This is a genomic window from Paenibacillus sp. V4I9, assembly GCF_030817295.1.
In the GTDB taxonomy this organism is placed as follows: domain Bacteria; phylum Bacillota; class Bacilli; order Paenibacillales; family NBRC-103111; genus Paenibacillus_E.
In genome coordinates this window covers 4,210,823-4,229,502 of sequence record NZ_JAUSZE010000001.1, presented here as the reverse complement: position 1 = coordinate 4,229,502, position 18,680 = coordinate 4,210,823, and the positions used below count along the sequence as shown (strand labels likewise).

General features: G+C 43.6%; 11 protein-coding genes. 10 read left to right on the top strand and 1 reads right to left on the bottom strand.

What is annotated here, in order from left to right:
* The first annotated feature begins 146 nt into the window (after nt 1-146).
* The 7 genes from QFZ81_RS20025 (at nt 147) to QFZ81_RS19995 (ending at nt 15,804) form a co-directional block, all read left to right on the top strand.
* Nucleotides 147-1,454: an ABC transporter substrate-binding protein gene (locus QFZ81_RS20025; protein ID WP_307442032.1), complete on the top strand. Its 1,308-nt coding sequence runs from the start codon at nt 147-149 to the stop codon at nt 1,452-1,454.
* Nucleotides 1,455-1,522: 68 nt separating this feature from the next.
* The gene (locus QFZ81_RS20020) at nt 1,523-5,386 is read left to right on the top strand and encodes a glycosyl hydrolase family 2 protein (protein WP_307604399.1); all 3,864 of its coding nucleotides are present in this window, start codon (nt 1,523-1,525) and stop codon (nt 5,384-5,386) included.
* Nucleotides 5,387-5,620: 234 nt separating this feature from the next.
* A complete protein-coding gene (locus tag QFZ81_RS20015) occupies nt 5,621-8,017 on the top strand; it encodes a hypothetical protein (protein WP_307604398.1) in 2,397 nt (798 codons plus the stop codon).
* Nucleotides 8,018-8,020: 3 nt separating this feature from the next.
* On the top strand, nt 8,021-12,916 hold the full coding sequence (locus tag QFZ81_RS20010) for a pectinesterase family protein (protein ID WP_307604397.1): 4,896 nt from the start codon (nt 8,021-8,023) through the stop codon (nt 12,914-12,916).
* A 19-nt stretch (nt 12,917-12,935) separates the two neighbouring features.
* Nucleotides 12,936-14,180 carry an OmpL47-type beta-barrel domain-containing protein gene (locus QFZ81_RS20005; protein WP_307604395.1) on the top strand — a complete coding sequence of 415 codons (1,245 nt, stop codon included), beginning with the start codon at nt 12,936-12,938 and terminating at the stop codon, nt 14,178-14,180.
* Nucleotides 14,181-14,431: 251 nt separating this feature from the next.
* Nucleotides 14,432-15,085, top strand: a complete 654-nt coding sequence (locus QFZ81_RS20000) for a TetR/AcrR family transcriptional regulator (RefSeq protein WP_307442042.1) — start codon at nt 14,432-14,434, stop codon at nt 15,083-15,085.
* A gap of 65 nt (nt 15,086-15,150) precedes the next feature.
* Nucleotides 15,151-15,804, top strand: coding sequence for a formylglycine-generating enzyme family protein (locus QFZ81_RS19995; protein WP_307442043.1), 654 nt, complete (start codon nt 15,151-15,153; stop codon nt 15,802-15,804).
* A gap of 107 nt (nt 15,805-15,911) precedes the next feature.
* Here QFZ81_RS19995 and QFZ81_RS19990 read toward each other — a convergent pair whose 3' ends face one another.
* On the bottom strand, nt 15,912-16,457 hold the full coding sequence (locus QFZ81_RS19990) for a helix-turn-helix domain-containing protein (protein ID WP_307442045.1): 546 nt from the start codon (nt 16,455-16,457) through the stop codon (nt 15,912-15,914).
* A 192-nt stretch (nt 16,458-16,649) separates the two neighbouring features.
* On the opposite strand from QFZ81_RS19990, the gene QFZ81_RS19985 reads away from it, so the two are divergent.
* The 3 genes from QFZ81_RS19985 to QFZ81_RS19975 are packed head-to-tail and all read left to right on the top strand — an operon-like array spanning nt 16,650 to nt 18,576.
* On the top strand, nt 16,650-16,889 hold the full coding sequence (locus tag QFZ81_RS19985; protein ID WP_307442047.1) for a PLD nuclease N-terminal domain-containing protein: 240 nt from the start codon (nt 16,650-16,652) through the stop codon (nt 16,887-16,889).
* Nucleotides 16,886-17,791, top strand: coding sequence for an ABC transporter ATP-binding protein (locus tag QFZ81_RS19980; protein WP_307442048.1), 906 nt, complete (start codon nt 16,886-16,888; stop codon nt 17,789-17,791). Before QFZ81_RS19985 ends, QFZ81_RS19980 begins: the two co-directional genes overlap by 4 nt.
* Entirely contained in the window at nt 17,788-18,576 is a 789-nt protein-coding gene (locus QFZ81_RS19975) for an ABC transporter permease (protein WP_307604393.1), read from the top strand. The genes QFZ81_RS19980 and QFZ81_RS19975 overlap by 4 nt, the downstream gene beginning before the upstream one ends.
* The last annotated feature ends 104 nt before the right edge of the window (nt 18,577-18,680 follow it).

Here is an 18,680-nt window from a genome sequence, read left to right as displayed (position 1 = left end):
AAAGTATGATGGGCCTATATAAATGAAATACCGCCCAATGAAAGCGTTACAATTTCGTACTAAAGTAAGATTAAAGAAATGATTAAGTAAATCTCACGAAGTTAGAAGTTTCACTAATGCTAAACTCTAAGGAGGTTCAAAGAAGTATGAAAAAGTATCTTCAATCATCCTTGTTGATTGCGACGGCAATCACCGTTATTGCGGGCTGTGAATCAACACCTGCAGCACAAAGTCCAGCAGTCGAAAAATCAACAAAAACACCGGATAACGAATTGTTCATTTATACGGTGTACCCTGCCTTTTACGCGAAAGAAGAAAATTACGAAAAGCAAATTGGACAATACCTGAAGAAAAAGTTTCCTGATATCTCCTTTAAACATGTTCACTGGGATAACCCGGGACGGCAATATAAGGACTTAATCGCGGCCGGCACGATTCCCGATATTATTATCGAGAATTCAAGTGGCAATTTTGAAAAGAATATCATTAAGAATGATCTCCAGTACGACATGACCGACTTGATCAAAAAATATAATTTCGACACCGGAAAATTGAATCCTGCAGCCATGGCGAAGATGAAAAATACGAATCCTGAAGGAAAAATATATGGTTTACCTTACCAATTGAGCGATTTCGTACTTTTCTACAACAAGGATATTTTTGATAAATTCGGAGTCGACTATCCCAAAGATGGTATGACTTATGATGAAGTTTATGAATTGGCCAAAAAGCTGACTCGTGTAGAAGGAGAAAATACGTACAAGGGCTATCAGCAGCATCCTGGTTTGTATATGACTTATAACCAACTAGGGTTATCGCCGTTCAGTTTGACGGAGGACAAGGCTGTATTGGCAACGGACGGATGGAAGAAAGAAGTAGACAACCTAAGACGTTTCTATGAGATACCAGCTAATCAGTTTACTTCGGTAGACGATTTCCCCAAAGGAAAAATGGCGATGAGCGTCCATGTTTCGGAGAAAATTGTTCAATGGTATGAGCAAAATAAAAACTTGAATTTCGATATCGCAGCCATGCCTTCTTTCGCCGATGTGCCAAAGACTAAAGCCATGCCGAACATGTATGCGGCGTTTATTACGAAGCAATCCACGAAGAAGGATCAGGCATTTCAAGTTATCCAATACATGCTTTCTGAAGAGATGCAAGTCAATTTAGCCAAAGAAGGCATCATCGGCTCGTTGCAGACCCCTGCGGTTCAAGAAGCGTTTGGGAAAAACCTGCCGCAAATGCAAGGAAAGCACGTTCAGTCGATATTCTACGGTCAAAATGCGATGCCTCCGGCTGCACGCGCTGCAGGCTTAACCTATATTGATGTGCCTTTGCACAATGTTTTCTCTCCTTTGATTTTTGGAGAATCCAAAGATTCGATGACCGCGCTGCGGATGATCGAAGAACAATCGACCAAAGGTATTCAAACAGAGAAAGCCGCCAAATAACTTTTTTCGTCGAAACTCCAGTTTGAGGACTGGAGTTTTTTCTCGAAGCTAGGGAGGAAGAGGAACAAATGAACTTATTCCAATTGCAAAAAAAATTTGCTAAAGCAGATCCGCGTTTCGGACCTGTCCCTTTCTGGTGGTGGAGTGCTGAAGAGGTGACGGCGGAACGTATTCGCTGGCAAATGAAAAAGTTTCGCGACGGAGGGCTGCGCAACATCGGCATTATTAATTTGGCCCCTACAGGACCGCAGTACGGTTCCGTGAGCGATCTTCCCGTGTTTGCAAGCGAAGATTGGTGGTGCATGTTTGAAGTTGCTCTGCGTGAAGCGGAGCGATTAGGCATGTATCTTTGGTTTTATGACCAAATTGGCTTTTCCGGATCCAACATGCCATCTCGTATTGTTACAGAGGATCCGGAAATGTCCGGGTATCAATTACGCCGATTCATGCACGGCGAGGAGATGCCAAAGTCCTCGGAAGTCCTTTATGAAACAAACGAATATGTGTATGCTGCGGTACGTCAGGGCTTCAATTGGCTCGACCCTAAGGCAACGGGACAATTGATTGACCGGATTCACGGTGAAATGGAGCGCCGCTTCCCTTATGATCTCGGCAAGACGATTGCGGGAAGCTTTCAGGACGAACTGCCTCCGCTGCCACTGTGGACACCTGAGTTGACGGATCGTTACAAGGAAAGGTTTAAGGAGGATTTAACGCCTCTTCTACCCGCATTGTATGATCCGCTTCCTGGTTCTGAACAAGTGCGTCGTCGTGTATACCGTCTTGCTGCTGAACTTGCGGAACAATCGTTCTTTATTCCACTCGGTGAATGGCACCGACAGCGCGGAATGCTCATTTGCTGCGATCAGGCCGGACCAGCGAGAAGAGCGGATCCTAACGGGGCGCAGAGGCTTTATTTGGATTATTTTCGGACACATAGATGGTATAACGCATCAGGAAGTGACATGGATGGCGAGATTAAGCCGCATTCATCTATGGCACATTTACACGGAGGTTCACGAGTATTCTTAGAAGCATTCCATTCCAGTGGTTGGGGCGGGACATTGGAGGAAACGATGCATTGGTTGATCCCATGGTTTCAAGCGGGAGTAACCGTATATAGTCCCCATGCCGTTTACTATAGCACCCGTGGCGGTTGGTGGGAGTGGGCTCCGCCCGATACGGGATGGCGCCAGCCTTATTTCGAGCATTATCCGGTTTTTGCTGACACGATTAGCCGTGTTTGTTATTTACTGAGTGAGGGGACGCATGTTTGCGACGTTGCTGTCCATTACCCGTCTTATGCGGTATGCGGATATTTGTCTTTGGCGGATGGGAAAACAAATGAACATCCGATGGGGATATCGAATCGTGAGCCGAACGAGCAAGTAGCCCATATCCAAAACGTATATAGGAAAATAACAGGCAGTTGGAGCCGCAGAGATCACAAGCAGCCTGGTGCGCTAAGGAAAGCGCAGTTAGATTTCGATATTGCAGACGATAGTGCTTTGCAAAAGGCGACGTCAGATAAGGGCAAACTTAAAATCGCGGATGAGCGCTTTTCCGTTTTACTTTTGTGTGGAACAACCGTTATGGATGAAGAAGCACGCACACGAACCGAGGCTTGGTTGAGTGAAGGCGGTTTTGTGATTGCTGTAGCTGTACCCGAAGATGAGCGAGATATGGCTGGCGCCATATATGTCGATACAGCAGAAGAGGCAGTAGCACTGGTGGAATCCCGTATTCCGAAAAGGGTGGAGGGTCCAGGTGAATCCTTGCACCGCAAAATTGAGGATGCCGATATTTTCTTGCTGCTTCCAGAGAACGGAGCTTTGTTAAGCATGCATCAACCTGCGTGTCCGGATACCGTTTTACCTGGGTCTGCCGTTTACCGATTAAGAACAGATCGTGTGCCCCAGATTTGGGATCCGGTCAATGGATCTATGGAGCCGATTCCGTATAAACGGGAAGGCGAATGGATTGAAGTGCAAGCTCCATTCACATCATGGCCTGCTTCGTTGATCGTGTGCACAGTGAAGAATGCAGCTTCTACGGCTGCAGAATATAATCATGAAAACTCCCCAATGTATCCCTTTCCAGCCCAAATCGGTCAATTGGAAGCGAGTGGGAAAAGGCTGGAGTTGACATCTGGCGATTGGCGAATCCAAGTGGAGCCAACTTTGGACAACCGGTATGGGGATTTTGATTTGCATGGCGAACTTAACGGCTTTCTACCGATAGAACGCCGCATGATGAGTGTGCGCTTAGAGAGGGAAGAGACGGAGGGGGAGAAGGCGGGCTGGCATAAACCCGATTTGGATGAATCCAATTGGCTAACGAGATTATGGAGCGAATCCTCTTATTGGCATGTATGCCATGGAGAAGAGTTCGACGAATTACGCTCTGTTCAGAAAGTGTACAGCAACGTGTTTGGAGATCTCGCCATGCGTTCTTGGGCCGGCCGGATGGGTCGTGTTCCTCGTCGATTTCTCAATCTGGGTGAATTGAAAAAAAGAGAATTCGTTTGGGCAAAAACATTTGTGATCGCACCTTCTGGTGGACGCTACTGGATCCGGTCGGAAAGTAACTCCAACATCACTGGACGTATCAATGGCAAGGAGATTGCATGGAGCGGGGGACCCGAAGAGCAAACGGCATGGATCGAGTTGCAAGAAGGGAGCAATGAACTGCTATTGAGGGCTCAAGCTATCGGCAACGGCGTTATAAGGGCAGGCATCGAAGTGAACACGATCGCGCGTCTGCCACTTCCGAAATGGCTGTTTGCCCAGCGTCCTAATTTGCAATCCAGCTTGATGAACCAAATCGAAAGCAGGCGCGATCACCCATTTCAGCGGGTTCGAATCGTGTTTGCCGCTCGCGGGAGAGCCGTGCTATATGTGAACGGAATCAATGTGACTGAACATGGGGATTTCAACCCTTATATCCGGCAAGGCCAGGAAGAAGTAGATGTTACGGCTCTTTGGCAATACGGCATGAATGAAGTCAGGGTTGCTTTACCCGAAGGGAAAGGCGAAGTATTTATAGACGGAGTCATTGAGCTGCAGAATGGTGAATTCGTTACTTTCTTCTCTGGGGAAAATTGGTCCGACGAACAAGGGAATGCTCCGGGTATCCATCATTTCTCCGTGCTCCAATTTGCAGAAACGGAGTCGTTATGGATTTCCGCCAGGCCGCATCCGCTACCGCTGGTGGGTTGGCTTATGCCTGAATCTGTTCCCGAGCCGAAGCCGCTCTCTTTCACTGCTGATCCTAGCTGCAATGGAAGACCCGTTTGGCTGCGCTTTCCGCTGCCCGTAGGAGCGAAGAGAATGCGTATCGAATGCGAAGGGGAGATGCGCGTTTGGATTAATGGCACAGAAATCGCAGCAAATGGCGGCAATATGGAGTTTGAGCCACAGCCAGCTGGAGCCTTAGCGGCCGTAAGAATAACTCCTTGTGGACCGATTACGGAAGCGGCCGTTCTTCTTGCACCGATTCGCTTCGAGACGATACCTGTACTAGGTTCGTTAGGCGATTGGCGGACCTCTCTTTGTTTGCCCCATCATAGCGGTGCGGTGGAGTACGAAACTGTTTTTGATACTTCTGCGCTCGAGGGTGCCGAGCTTGAATTGGGACACGTCAGAGGGACCGCGGAAGTTTGGTTAGATGGCATCCCATTAGGAGTGAGGCTTTGGAGACCATATAAATTCACACTGCCCAAATTGCCCGAAGGTAAGCATCGGCTTCGGATCCGGGTGACTAACACGCTCGGCACACACTACGAAATCGGCAAGCCAACAAGTCTTGTCGGAGGAAATCCTGACGTAACCTATTGGAACCGAGACCGGAATGAGGATGAGCTTGGTTGGCAGGAATGGTTCCCCACCGGCGGTTTATACGGACCTGTCGGGATCATTACGGATGACGTTTAAATGGATATAACAACCTATAATTATGGAATTATTGCCCTATGATGCTGCACTTATAATATTATACATTTTAGTCAAAGCATCGAGATCGGATTTGTGAACCAAAGATTCACAAGTAATTGCAAGCGTTATCAAAAACCATATCCATATTAGGAAAGGGGGGAATCATTGAATTTTCTTGTAGATCATTGAGAAGTTAGTAAAAACTCACTATATTGCATCTGGAGGTGTATAAATTTGCGTATTCAAATTCAACGAATACTTTGCTTCACGTTATTACTTCATGTTCTGGTAGGCGTCGGAATGTTGGGGCAACCTGCTCCCGCAGCTGCCGCAGATTCAGTTGTCGAACCAACCACTCTACTGGACAAAGATTTTTCAAGCGCAGTAGAAGGACAGTCGGCTTCACAGCTTGGTTTTGATTATTCCACGCTTCCTTCAGGCGCCACGAGCAGTGCAGTAGTTGAGGTTGATCCGATAGCTAAACAAAAAGCGCTGCATCTTACTGTTAACAGTGCGGGTAACAGCCAATTTTTGATCAATAAAACCTTCAGCGAGACAAAAACCGGTACTGTAACAGCAGAGATAACTTTTATGCAGCCCGGTACTTCCAAAGCCAAGGACCAGATTATTTATCTCACGAATGCTGCAGGCACAAAATCGCTGGTGATTGCGGGTTTGGATTCGTCGAAGGGTGTGGTTTATTGGCCTGATACAGCACCAGTCGATCTCAAAACACCCTATCAATTGAACAAATGGCACACGATAAAAGTTGAACTAAATACACTGACGAAGAGATTTAACATGTGGTTCGACGGTACGCTTATCTCTGCCAGAAAAAATACAAACGATGCCATTGATGTGAAAAAGATCTCGATCGGCACTCCAGCGGGCAATGGCGAGCTTTATGTCCGCAGCATAAAAGTTACGCATACTCCCCCGAATTATAAGCCAGCAAAGCCTGAAATCGCTTACTGGGTTGGGCGGGATAAATCAATTGCGTTGTGGATAGAACCGGATGCATGGGCTTCCAAGTATAGTATAAAAATAAAGGAGAAAGCGGAAGATCCTTGGTATACAACAGCTACCTACACATCTATTCCTACGTCAATTCCGCCATATGCGTCTCCTTCGGCTAGCAAAGTTTGGGACCCTGTGACCAATACGGCTGTTGCTTTAACGAATGGCAAGACGTACATAGTAGGCGTTGCCGTAATTACCAGGGATGAAACAGCAAAAATAGATTATGAGGGTGAAATTACGGAATTTACTGCCACCCCCTATGCGGTTACGCCGATCGAAACTCCTGACACTAACGTGATCGGAACCGTTACGGCATACAACAATTACAATGCAAACAGATGGTCGATCAATTCCGGGCTATATGTTGGTGACGAGCCATTTGCAGATAGAACGTCTGCACTTAAGATTACTGTTCTTCCAGAGAAGTATAGCAGCATGGACTGGATCAAAACGCATGCAGATACAATGAGATATACGGGAAGTACCACTGGCATGCAGATTGCTACCTTTCCGGTCCGAGACAAGGCTTCGATTTATGTGGCAATGGATCAAAGGGAAACACCGCCTGCATGGCTTTCATCAGTTTCAGGATGGACGGATACCGGTGATATCATACAATTGGCTGACACGGCACTTTCCTATACGTTCAAAATTTATCAAAAAGATATTGCCTCTGGAGCGACTTTTACAATGGGCCTCAATAATGTAACTGATTATAATGCAGGCAAAAACGCCGGTTACTTCGTCATGGCTGAGCGGGTTCCGACTGGTTTGAAGGCGGATTCATTTGTGCCTTGGACGAATAAATCCAATTACACATTGAAGGGTTCCTTGGATGAAACTAGTGTAACCTTGGCCGTTTATAACAATCAAACTCTTGTCTATGACAGCAGACTAGCGCAAAATCAATTTTCTGTCGATGTCGAGTTGGCTCCTGGCGTAAATAACATTGAATTAATAGCAAGAAGAGCTGGCAGTTCTTACTCGGATAAAATCACTGGCGTTGTTCATTACGATCCTGTTGCACCCGTACTTCATATGACTGTGCCACCAACTTCCGTGAAAGACTTTCTTTATAACGTACAAGGAACTGTAAATGAGGAATCAAAAGTGACGATCAAGAACAATGGCGAGGCGGTTGCAGATTCGGTGTATACATCGAGTAACGTTCCGTTCTCTTATCCGGTGCAGTTGTCGGAAGGAATGAATCAAATTGAGATTTCCGCAATTGACGCTGCAGGTAACGAAAGTACGAAAACCTTTTCGATCGATTACATGTTCTGGGCAGGAAAGCCGGATTTTTACGATTTAAACGAAACAGAGATGAATTCGCTAGTCTCATCAGGTGATCTGATTGCTCAGAAGCAAATAACCAACAACACATCGAATGCAAAGCAAATTACGTTGTTTGTTGTGTTGTTTGATGCGAACAAGAAAATGGTGGATTTTTCGACGCTTATTGAAGAATTTGCCCCTGGAGAAACAAAAACGTTGAGCACCGGATTTACGCTGCCGACACAAGTGAACGGCTACAGTTTAAAAGCGTTTATTTGGGACAGTTTGGACGGAATGAAGCCTTTATCCGAGGAATCGATTATTGAGGGAGGTTAACAAATGAAGAAAGCCCTGAGTATAGGGATGTGCCTTTTGCTTGGATTAAACATATTCCCGCTCATCATACATGCTGATGCTTCAACGGCGACTCCTTCGGCTCAGTCAACATCTGTACTCACGAATCCGACAGGATTGACAGCGGTTTCAAGTGATAATCTGGTTGCTTTAGCCTGGAATTCAGTATCGGGTGCCGTGATATACAAGGTGAAACGAAGCACGATAAACGGCGGACCATATGATACGATCGCAAGTAACATTTCAACTATATCTTACACGGATACTTCGGCTTTAAACGGCACGGTGTACTACTACGTTGTGACGGCTGTCGGCTCAACAATGGAGAGCATGATCTCGAATCAGGCTAAAGCAGCTCCATATACTCCGATTTCGGGGGTTCCTGCGGTTCCTGTTGATTTCTCGGCCTCAGCAAACGACGGCAGCGTAGAATTATCCTGGACGGCAGTTCCTGGAGCAGCTTCTTATTCTTTAAAAAGAGGCGATACGAGCGGAGGACCGTATACGGCCGTTGGCAGTGGTCTGACTTCAACAACTTATAAGGATACTACGGTTACAAACGGGAAGCAGTATTATTATGTCGTCTCCGCTGTAAATTCAAGCGGTGAAAGCCAACATACAGATGAGCTAATTGTCTCACCTGCTAGGGTTGTTACGGTAGCACAGGATGGAAGCGGCGATTTCACAAACGTGACTAATGCTCTTGCAACCATTCCAGCTAACAATAATGTCCGTACGGTCATTTATATCAAAAAGGGTACATATCGGGAAAGATCGATCGTAACCGCTCCTTATGTAAGCCTTGTGGGCGCTGGACGGGATGATACGAAAATCGTTTACGACCTTTCAAACGCAGATATGCCTAACCAAGCTGTAAATGGTGCAACCGTAGCTGTAAGCGGAGATTATTTTACTGCAGCTAATCTGACGATTGAAAATGACTCCAAGCCGAGCGACGGTCAGGCTCTGGCCTTATCGGTTAACGCAGACCAAGCCGTGTTTGAGAATGTGAAGCTTGTCGGCTACCAAGATACGCTGTACGCGGGTATCCGAGCAGCTAGTCCGCGACTTGGCAGACAGTATTATCGCAACAGTGTGATTATGGGGCGTACAGACTTTATTTATGGTCCGGCCAGCGCAGCCGTATTCGATCATGTCGATGCCGTCAGCATCAATGTATCGGACTCGGGCGGTTATGTTACGGCGGCTGCAACAAAAAATGAAACCGATCCTGGACTTGTGTTTATCAATTCAAGGCTTCTGAAAGACAATTCCACAAATGGCCTTCATTATTTGGGCCGGCCATGGCAGGATAAGCCGTCGACACGTTACATCAATACCTGGATGGATAGTCATATACACCCTGAAGGATGGACGACCATGCAAGTTCCGTCTTTCTTCTACGGAGAATATAACAGCACCGGTCCGGGTGCAAATCCGGATAAGCGGGTCATGGGAACACAAATGACAGCTGACGAGGCTAGTGCCTTAACGATTCCGCGCATGTTTGACGGATGGGATCCAAGTAAATCGGTCATTATTCCAATGATATTTCCAAAACTTACTCCTGCTGTTTCTCCAGCGTTGCCAGACGGGCAAAATGGCGCATATACCAAACCTGTGATGGTTTATATGGAAGTGGACGGAGCGCTTCCAGAGGACAATCGGGTTCAGTATCGGATAAATGGCGGAAACTGGGCTGCCTATACGGCTGAATTCGAGGTTGGCCAAACAGGTACGAACATGATCGAATATCGTTTTGTCGACAAAGCAGGCAATGCGAGCGTTGTAAAACCATTGACAATCAAGATCGATCCGGCTGCCTCAACAAGAGTTCCGGCTTTCCCGGGGGCTGAAGGAGCCGCCATGTATGCAAAAGGTGGACGCGGGGGCCAGGTTTATGAAGTAACGACCTTACAGGATTATGACCCTTCGAAGGGCGAAGCCGCTATTCCGGGTTCTTTGCGAGATGCCGTGAGCATAGGAAATCGGACGGTAGTGTTTAGAGTGTCCGGTACGATTAACCTGAAGAGAGGACTAGATATTACTTCCGGGAACCTGACTATTGCAGGGCAAACTGCTCCGGGTGACGGTATAGCTGTAAGCGGTTATATGGTTAAGTTCGGAAATAACGATGTAGGAACAGATCTTATTATCCGATATATTCGTTTTAGAAATGGCATTAACGTGTTAAGCGATACAGCTGACATTTCGGGCAACAATATTATTGTCGATCACTGCTCCTTCAGTTGGAGCACAGACGAGACGTTCACGGTGAAAAATCGTAAAAACTTTACAGTCCAGTGGAGTATCATTAGCGACAGCCTGAACCAGTCGATTCATGGCAAAGGAGCGCATGGTTACGGGGGAATATGGGGAGGAACGAATGCGACCTATCACCATAACCTGATCGCCAACCATAACAGTAGAAACCCGCGTTTCGACCGACAAACAGATCCGGACAATTACCCGACCAAAATCGACTATCGCAATAACCTTGTTTATAACTGGGGTGCAAACTCAGCGTACGGCGGCGAGCAGGCAACGGGCATCAACATGATCAACAACTACTACAAGCCAGGTCCGAGTACCTTTGATAACGTAAAAAGCCGGATTGTCGCGCCTTCCAGCGCAATTTTTAGCGGCACATGGTACATCGACGGCAACTATATGGAAGGATCACCTGATGTTTCGGCAAATAACTGGGTTACAAACAGCAATGGGTCATGGAAAGCAATCAGCCCTGAAGGACCCTTAGTTCGCAAGTATGAGCCGATGGTAATTCCAGACGCATCGGACCCTATCGGTGGTTCCGTTACTACGGACACGGCGCAAGTCGCCTATGAGAAAGTGCTGCAAAGTGCGGGCGCCTCTTTGCCAAAGAGGGATTCTTTGGATGCTAGGATTATGAATGATGTCAGAAATGGTTCTGGGAGAATTACCAATTCGATCCAGAGTGACGGGGGATTGCCCGAATTAAACTCGGTGCCTGCACCTCAGGATAACGATCACGACGGAATCGCGGATACTTGGGAAATGGGAAATGGCCTAAATCCGAGTGTTAGTACGGACAGTGTATTGATCGCTAGTAACGGATACACGAACTTGGAAAATTATATGAATTCTTTGGTAGTTTCGGTTTCAGATAATCCGACTATCACGACATCAAGTCTTAATCACCAAACATCGTTTCAAGTTGGAACTCCCATCACGATCACTGCTGATGCAGCGGATAATGAGGGAATTGCTAAGGTTAAGTTTTATTCCGGTGATCAAGAGCTTGGTGAGGACAATACGGCACCGTATTCCTTCACTTGGGAAAATGCGCCGGAGGGTGAGCATTATATGTATACAAAGGCGATAGACAATGCAGGATATATGACTTTGTCCGCTGTAAGCATTATTTATGTGAACGGGCCAAACAATACAGCCCCTATGTCCTCACAGGATATTGGCCAAGTAGCGATTGCTGGGAGCGCTAGCTTGGAAGGAACGACATATACAGTAAAAGGATCCGGAGAGTTGAGAAGCGGCAAGGATTCATTCCACTATGTGTACCAACCAGTTCAAGGGAACTTTGAGATGCTCGCCTATGTAAACTTCGATTCTGAGATTGATGATACGGCTAAAGCCGGATTAATGATTCGTAACAGCCTTGCAGCCGATTCTCCCGCTTCAGCTATCGTATTAACACCGGAACCGAACGAAACCATCGATACCAGCGGAAGAAAAGCTCTCTTTATGAACCGGAGCACAGCGGGTGGAAGCTACAGCACAAATGGTGTAACATCAAGCACGCTTAAAGCGCCATTCTGGTTGAAAATTGTAAGAAATGAGAATGTTGTTTCCGGATTTGTGTCTACGGACAAAAATAGTTGGGCACTGGTCGACTCTGCAAATGTGAATTTGCCAGACCAGGTCTATGTCGGTATGGCTGTTGATGCAGGTAAAGCGACAAGCAACTCTGATTATTTAACAGCCGCCACATTTTCTAATGTGAGTTTTAACCGATCTGCCGGATTTACCGTAAGCAATGCGGTCAGCGAAACAGTTAACATTCCTATTTACACGATTAAAGGGAATATGATCGATAGTGCTAAATTGACGGTTGCTAATAATGGAACAACTGTTGTCGACGCCGTTTATACAGAAGCTGGATCGGAATTTGTGCATCAAATTCAACTTGTTGATGCAATAAACACGATCACAGTCTCTGCGAAGAGTGATATTCTTGGCGATGTGATAAATACCAAAACAATCACGGTAACGTACAACAAATCCGCGGTTGTCATTACAAGTGAAATACCTGCGACCGTAAACGCTGCCGACTTTAACTTATTGGCTAGCGTAAGCCGAAACTCGAGTGTGACGGTTAAAATAAACGGAAATACGGTGCTGGATAAAGCTAACAAGTTGGCAAACGAACCGTTTAACGTTCCGTTAAACTTGCAGGAAGGTCCAAACGAAATCGTCATTTATGCTGTTGATGAGTACGGTATTGATTCAACAAATACGTATTCAATAACCTATGTTCAAGATTGGGGCAGCGGACTGTTTGCTTTTTCGGGGTTGTCCTTAAGCGATTTGAGTGGAAACAAACTTTCAGGCTTAAGCGGCTCACAGGATACAATGGTGACTGTGACTGTTCATAACAATTCCGAAGTCGCTCAAAGCGGTGTATTTGTAATCGCCCTTTATAACCAACAAGACCGGAAGGTAAAATATTCCTTCATCACTCAAACGATTTCTGGACACGGGGATAAACAAATCAAGGCGGTTGTGAATGTGCCGAAGGATATCGCCGGATACAAAGTGAAGGCATTTGCACTTAAAAAAATGTCTGATAACACGCCAATTTCCAACACCATCATTAGTCCTTAAAAGATGAGGAGGAATACGATTGAAAAGATGGTCAATTATCATACTATCACTCCTATTATGCTTAGGTATGATGGCTCCGTTCGCGATAGCTGCATCGTTGACGGTAAGCGCATCGTTTGATAACGTTACCCGAATCGCAACGATTTCAGGCCATTTAGGTTCAGAGGAAGGGCAGATCGTTAGCGTTCAAGTCAGAAGCCCTTTGAATCAATTGGATTATTTGAACCAAAGTAGGAGTGGTCCAGGTGGAGCTTTCCAGTTTACTTATAAGACCAGCCAAGAAGTTCCTGGAACGTATCACGTAACCGTCGGTGGACAAAATGCCGACACAATTGCCACTGCCACATTTCATATTGAACCCATTATTGTGGAACTTGAGGCAAAAGTGTCACCTGAGCAACCTGACGGACAAAATGGGTGGTATATGCATCCGGTTAACGTTACCATCGAAGCTGTGAACGGAATACCCGAAGACAACAAGATCGAATACCGTATAAATCAAGGGGCTTGGACAACATACAATTCAGTGATTAATGTTAATACGGATGGTACATATACTGTTGAATACCGCAGTGTTGATGAGGAAGGAATTCCTGGTAAAGTAAAGTCAACGACCATTAAATTAGACACACAGGCACCGGTTACCACCGCTTCAACAAGTCCAATTGACGGAAAGAACGACTGGTATATCTCGAATCCGACGGTGACGCTCGCGGCAACTGATAACATCTCGGTCACTCAAACGGTATATCGTATCGACGGATCTGGTTGGTCTACCTATTCTCAGCCCGTTACTTGGTCTGTTTACGGCGTCCATTCACTTGAATACAAGAGTATCGATCAAGCTGGAAATGAAGAAGCTGTAAAATCGATATCACTGAAAGTTGATAAGGCAACCCCAACGCTAAGTATCGCATTGGATAAGACCACTTTGTGGCCTGCGAATAAAAAGCTGGTTACAGTTACCGCCAGTGTTTATGCATTGGATGATATGTCCCAAATCGACTCCATCGTGCTGACTTCTATTACAAGCAACGAGAAGGTAGAACTGGATGATATTCAAGATGCAAATTATGGCACTTTTGACACGTCCTTTAGACTTCGCGCCGAAAGAACAGGTAAAAGTTCGGGACGGGTTTATACCATAACGTATATGGCTACAGACATAGCGGGGAATAAAGCTATTGCAACAGCGACGGTCAAGGTACCTCACGACCAAGGCATTAACAATTACGAAGAGTATGAAGATGAAAATGTGAAATAACCTCAGGGACATATGTATAGGAGGTTAAGAACATATATCTAGATCCGCGCCCAGCGCGGATTTTTTTTTGGTTATAGTGGTTTTCATCGACAGAGTTGCCTGCAAAGTTGGTTCGGATTATCGCTCGGTATTTGTGATGAAGGTAAATTGATTAATCGAATCCTGGTTTGACATAAAGGAAAATTATAGATATATTTTATTTATTCCGACTGTACGGTATAAAAAAACTTAGATAAACGAGGAGGAGAAAAATGCCTAAAGTAGGAATGGAGCCAAAGCGTCGAGCTGACGTCATTAACGCCACACTAATTTGTATCAGCAGACACGGGATTGATGGTATGACTCTGGATAAGGTCGCTGAGTATGCGGACTGCTCAAAGGGTGTTGTTACTTATTATTTTAAGAATAAAGATAACTTGATCATTGAAGCATTCAAGTCGTTCTTAGCCTATTATGGTGTAAAGATCCAATCAGAAATCCAGAAAACGATGACAGCTGAGGAAATGATCGATGTCACGCTGAAGCACATCCTCCCGCCATATAGCGATGATATACAAAAGACGGTCAATGTTTCGGAACTTGATGGGATTGAGAGGATGTTTATCCCGCATGAAGATCAAGCCAAGCTTTTTCTTCAGTTCTTTTCCAAAGCTGTATTGGATCGCAATTTACAAGAGGTAGTATCCAAGAGCTATATGGAAGATCTTCACGGCATTGCAAGGATCTTTGATTACGGTAACATGTCGGGGCAAATGAGGGTGGACGACTCCAAAAGCGCCGCTTACGGCCTTCTGGCGATGGTGGTTGGATTAAGCTTCTTTAGAGTAGCGAATATCCCTCCATTGAATAATGAGGATAATCGATTTATCTGTGAGGATTATGTCAGAAAATTAATTAAAGGTTGAACGCGGATGGAGGACGAATATGAAAATAATTACAATCAAAAAGAACGATGTAGAAATTGCCGTCGTTGAAAGCAACGAAATATGTTCCTGGTGGAGAAATAGACTTAAGGGACGATCGAACAAGATCTAAATGGAAGGTTAACATACAACCGTTTCTACTTGCCAAGTATCCTGTCACGAAGGAACTTTATTTTGCCATTTCACAAAAATCATCTATTTCTTATGTCGCAGATCAAAATCCGGTTGTGAATATATCATGGAATGATGCGATTTCCTTTTGTAATCTACTTTCTCAGAAAGCTGGTTTGAAGGAGTGTTATTCGATAAGTAATGATGGTGAAAATATCATCTGTGATTGGGAATCAGATGGCTATCGCCTCCCTTCCGAAGCGGAATGGCAGTACGCGTGTAAAGCAGGAACTACAGGATATAGATACGGAGAACTTGAAAAAATTGCTTGGTATAATGAAAATTCAGCTGGCACGACCCATGAAGTAGGAAGAAAGAAACCGAATGCATGGGGGCTGTATGATATGTTAGGGAATGTTTGGGAGTGGTGTTGGGATTTATACGATGAGAACGTATACGGCTCTTACCGAATTTTTCGCGGTGGCAGCTGGGCTGAAGAGGCCAGAGGTTGTGGGGCTTCTTGTCGTCGTCGCAGTCACCCGACATTTACTATCGATGACCTTGGATTCCGCCTTGCCAAGTCTATATAAGTGGTGTTGTCAAGCTCATAAAAACTTATGTCAACAGACATGGGTTTTTCTTTTTGTTGTAAGGCATGCTAATCGCTGAGAAATCAACATATTTTGAATTTTCTGTTTTAGGATTCTGGAATAATGGTAAAGGCAATAGTTCGAATTGGTGCATCCAGGTCATTACTTTCGTTAGCAGTGTTGTAGTATTTTATCACTAGGTCGTTTAATTCATTTTGAAACTTTTTGAAATTTTCATCATCAAGCTTTAATTCTACAAGTGAAAAAGTAGAACGATCATATGAGCAATCTTGTTCTTCTAATTTGGTAAGATAGTTTTGATATTGAGTCATAAGCGATAATTGGTAATGCGAAATATAATTCAGCTTTTCCTTATTAGAAGACTTTTTCCAATCATCTGCACTAAGTCGGGCTTCTTCTTCATTTAATGTGTAGTATTTTTCGGAAATGGATCTCACTTTTTTTTCTTTTATAATGCGGATAACTCCAGCATCTAACAAAACTTGTATATGTCTATATAGCGTTGCCTGAGGCACATCTTTAATGATTTTTACCATTTCAAGTGAAGTCAGTCCATTTTCTTTGTTTCTCATTAAAGCTTGAGAAATCTTCATCCTTACTGGGTGTAGGATAATTTCAGCTTTATTAACCATTTTGTTCTCCCCAATCATAAAAAGATCTCGTTATTATCTATAATGATAATATTCTCATTGTAAATAACAATGAGAATTTAAACAACATTCTTTAAAGAAAAAAAATAAGTGTAACATTTTACCTTCTTATGTTATCATTATCGATAATGATAACAAAAGTTGTTGATAATGACTTTAGGGGAGATGGTTAATTTGCAAATGCATTATGGGTGGAACGAATTAAAAGAATTTGATTTCATGTCTGTGTTGCCGGTTATTTTACCGGTCTTAGCTGTAGGAATGGTTTTGATCCTAATAGCATTAATGGATTTATACAAGCACAGAAAAACGAGGAAAAATGTTTTGCTGTGGACTCTCATTATTATTTTTCTAAACATGTTTGGTCCGATTCTGTACTTTGTTATTGGCAGGAAGGAACGTGAAAGTGTATGAAATTAGAAGTCAAAAATGTTACTAAAACATATAAAACAAAAACGGCTGTAAATAACTTTTCAATGGTTCTGCAATCTGGAGAATGTGTGGGATTGATAGGCCCGAATGGGGCTGGTAAATCGACACTCATCAAAGTTATTTCAGATATTATTAATCCTACAACGGGAGAAGTATTGCTTAACGGAAAGAAAATTTCGCAATTGAAAAAGGAAATTGGCTACTTACCACAGTACCCTAACTTTTATCACTGGATGACTGCACAAGAAACTCTTGCTTTCATGGGAGAACTATCAGGATTAAGTAAAGAAGAATTATCAAAAGCTATCCCAGAAATATTATCGAAAGTAGGGTTAAGTGGAGAAGAGAATTCAAAAGTTGGAACATTTTCAGGTGGAATGAAACAGAGACTTGGCATTGCACAGGCGTTGTTACACAAACCATCATTGATTGTAATGGATGAGCCGGTATCGGCATTAGACCCAATTGGTCGAAGAGAAGTACTGAATCTAATACAAGAAATCAAGAGAGAGACGACGATTTTATTGTCGACGCATATATTAAGTGATGCTGAAGAAATTTGTGAAAGATTTATTATCATCAAAAATGGGCAAAAAATTGAAGATACAACCATCTCCGACTTGTTAAACAGCAATAGCCAAAATAAAATGATTTTTGAAGTTACGTCTATCGATCAAGAATGGATGAAAGTTTTGAAAAATTTGAACTATGTAAAAAATGTAGAGGCAGTAGGAAATAAAATAAAAATACAAGTTGAAAATATAGGCTTGAATAAGAATAAGTTACTAAGAAGTGCTCTGGAACATCAGGTTGACCTCGTAAAGTTTGAAATCAATAACGATACATTAGAAGAGATATTCATGAAGTTGGTGGTGGAAAAATGAATCATTTTAATGTGCTAATGAAAAAAGAATTTGTTCAAATGGTTCGTGAATTTAAAGTTATTTGGCTGCCTCTAGTATTTATATTTTTAGGAATAACTCAGCCAGTTGTTAGTCATTATTTACCCTCTATATTAAAATCACTCGGTGGAGCACAAGGTATCACAATTGATCCTAGCATGGCTGCTCAACAAGGTGGTGAAGTACTCGCAAGTACTTTAGCTGCTCAATTTGATCAGTTAGGAGTTATCATTATTGCAATTTCGATGATGGGAATCTTACAGATAGATAAAGTCAACGGTATGCTAGCTTTTATTCTTACAAGACCGGTCACTGTAGTATCGTACATAGGTGGGAAAATAATTGCTAATTACATATTTGTTGCTTGTTCTGTAGTGATAGGTTACTTGATTTCGTATGTGTATGTTAATTTGTTGTTTACAAATGTTAACTTTGTGGACGCGATAATAGCTTCGTTGTTTTATTTGTTATGGGTTCTGTTTATGGTATCCTTCACTACGATGGTAAGTACTATTTTTAATAGCCAAGGCATTATTGCATTAATTTCAATTGTAATTCTACTAGGCTGTAGAATTGTACTAGGTTTGAGTTCTGTTACAGATTTTATGAATCCAGCAAGTATGAGTAAACATGCCATGGAAGTATTAATTACAGGAGCAGTGAATCCCAGTGTAATATGGAATGTTTTAGTGGTACTTATATGGATTGTACTAACAATCATTGTAACGATCTTTTGGATTTCTGGTAAAAGATTTAATAATGAATAATGACATTCTTGTGAAGGTGATAGCAGCATAATCAAAAACTCATGTCAACAGACATGGGTTTTTCTTTTTTTTCTAAGGTATACTAATCTCGTTATACCGACAAA

Bases quoted from the DNA above. Each gene is read 5' to 3' on its own strand.
- QFZ81_RS20025 (WP_307442032.1), top strand. From the start codon at position 147: ATGAAAAAGTATCTTCAATCATCCTTGTTGATTGCGACGGCAATCACC.
- QFZ81_RS20020 (WP_307604399.1), top strand. From the start codon at position 1,523: ATGAACTTATTCCAATTGCAAAAAAAATTTGCTAAAGCAGATCCGCGT.
- QFZ81_RS20010 (WP_307604397.1), top strand. From the start codon at position 8,021: ATGAAGAAAGCCCTGAGTATAGGGATGTGCCTTTTGCTTGGATTAAAC.
- QFZ81_RS20000 (WP_307442042.1), top strand. From the start codon at position 14,432: ATGCCTAAAGTAGGAATGGAGCCAAAGCGTCGAGCTGACGTCATTAAC.
- QFZ81_RS19990 (WP_307442045.1), bottom strand. From the start codon at position 16,457: ATGGTTAATAAAGCTGAAATTATCCTACACCCAGTAAGGATGAAGATT.
- QFZ81_RS19980 (WP_307442048.1), top strand. From the start codon at position 16,886: ATGAAATTAGAAGTCAAAAATGTTACTAAAACATATAAAACAAAAACG.
- QFZ81_RS19975 (WP_307604393.1), top strand. From the start codon at position 17,788: ATGAATCATTTTAATGTGCTAATGAAAAAAGAATTTGTTCAAATGGTT.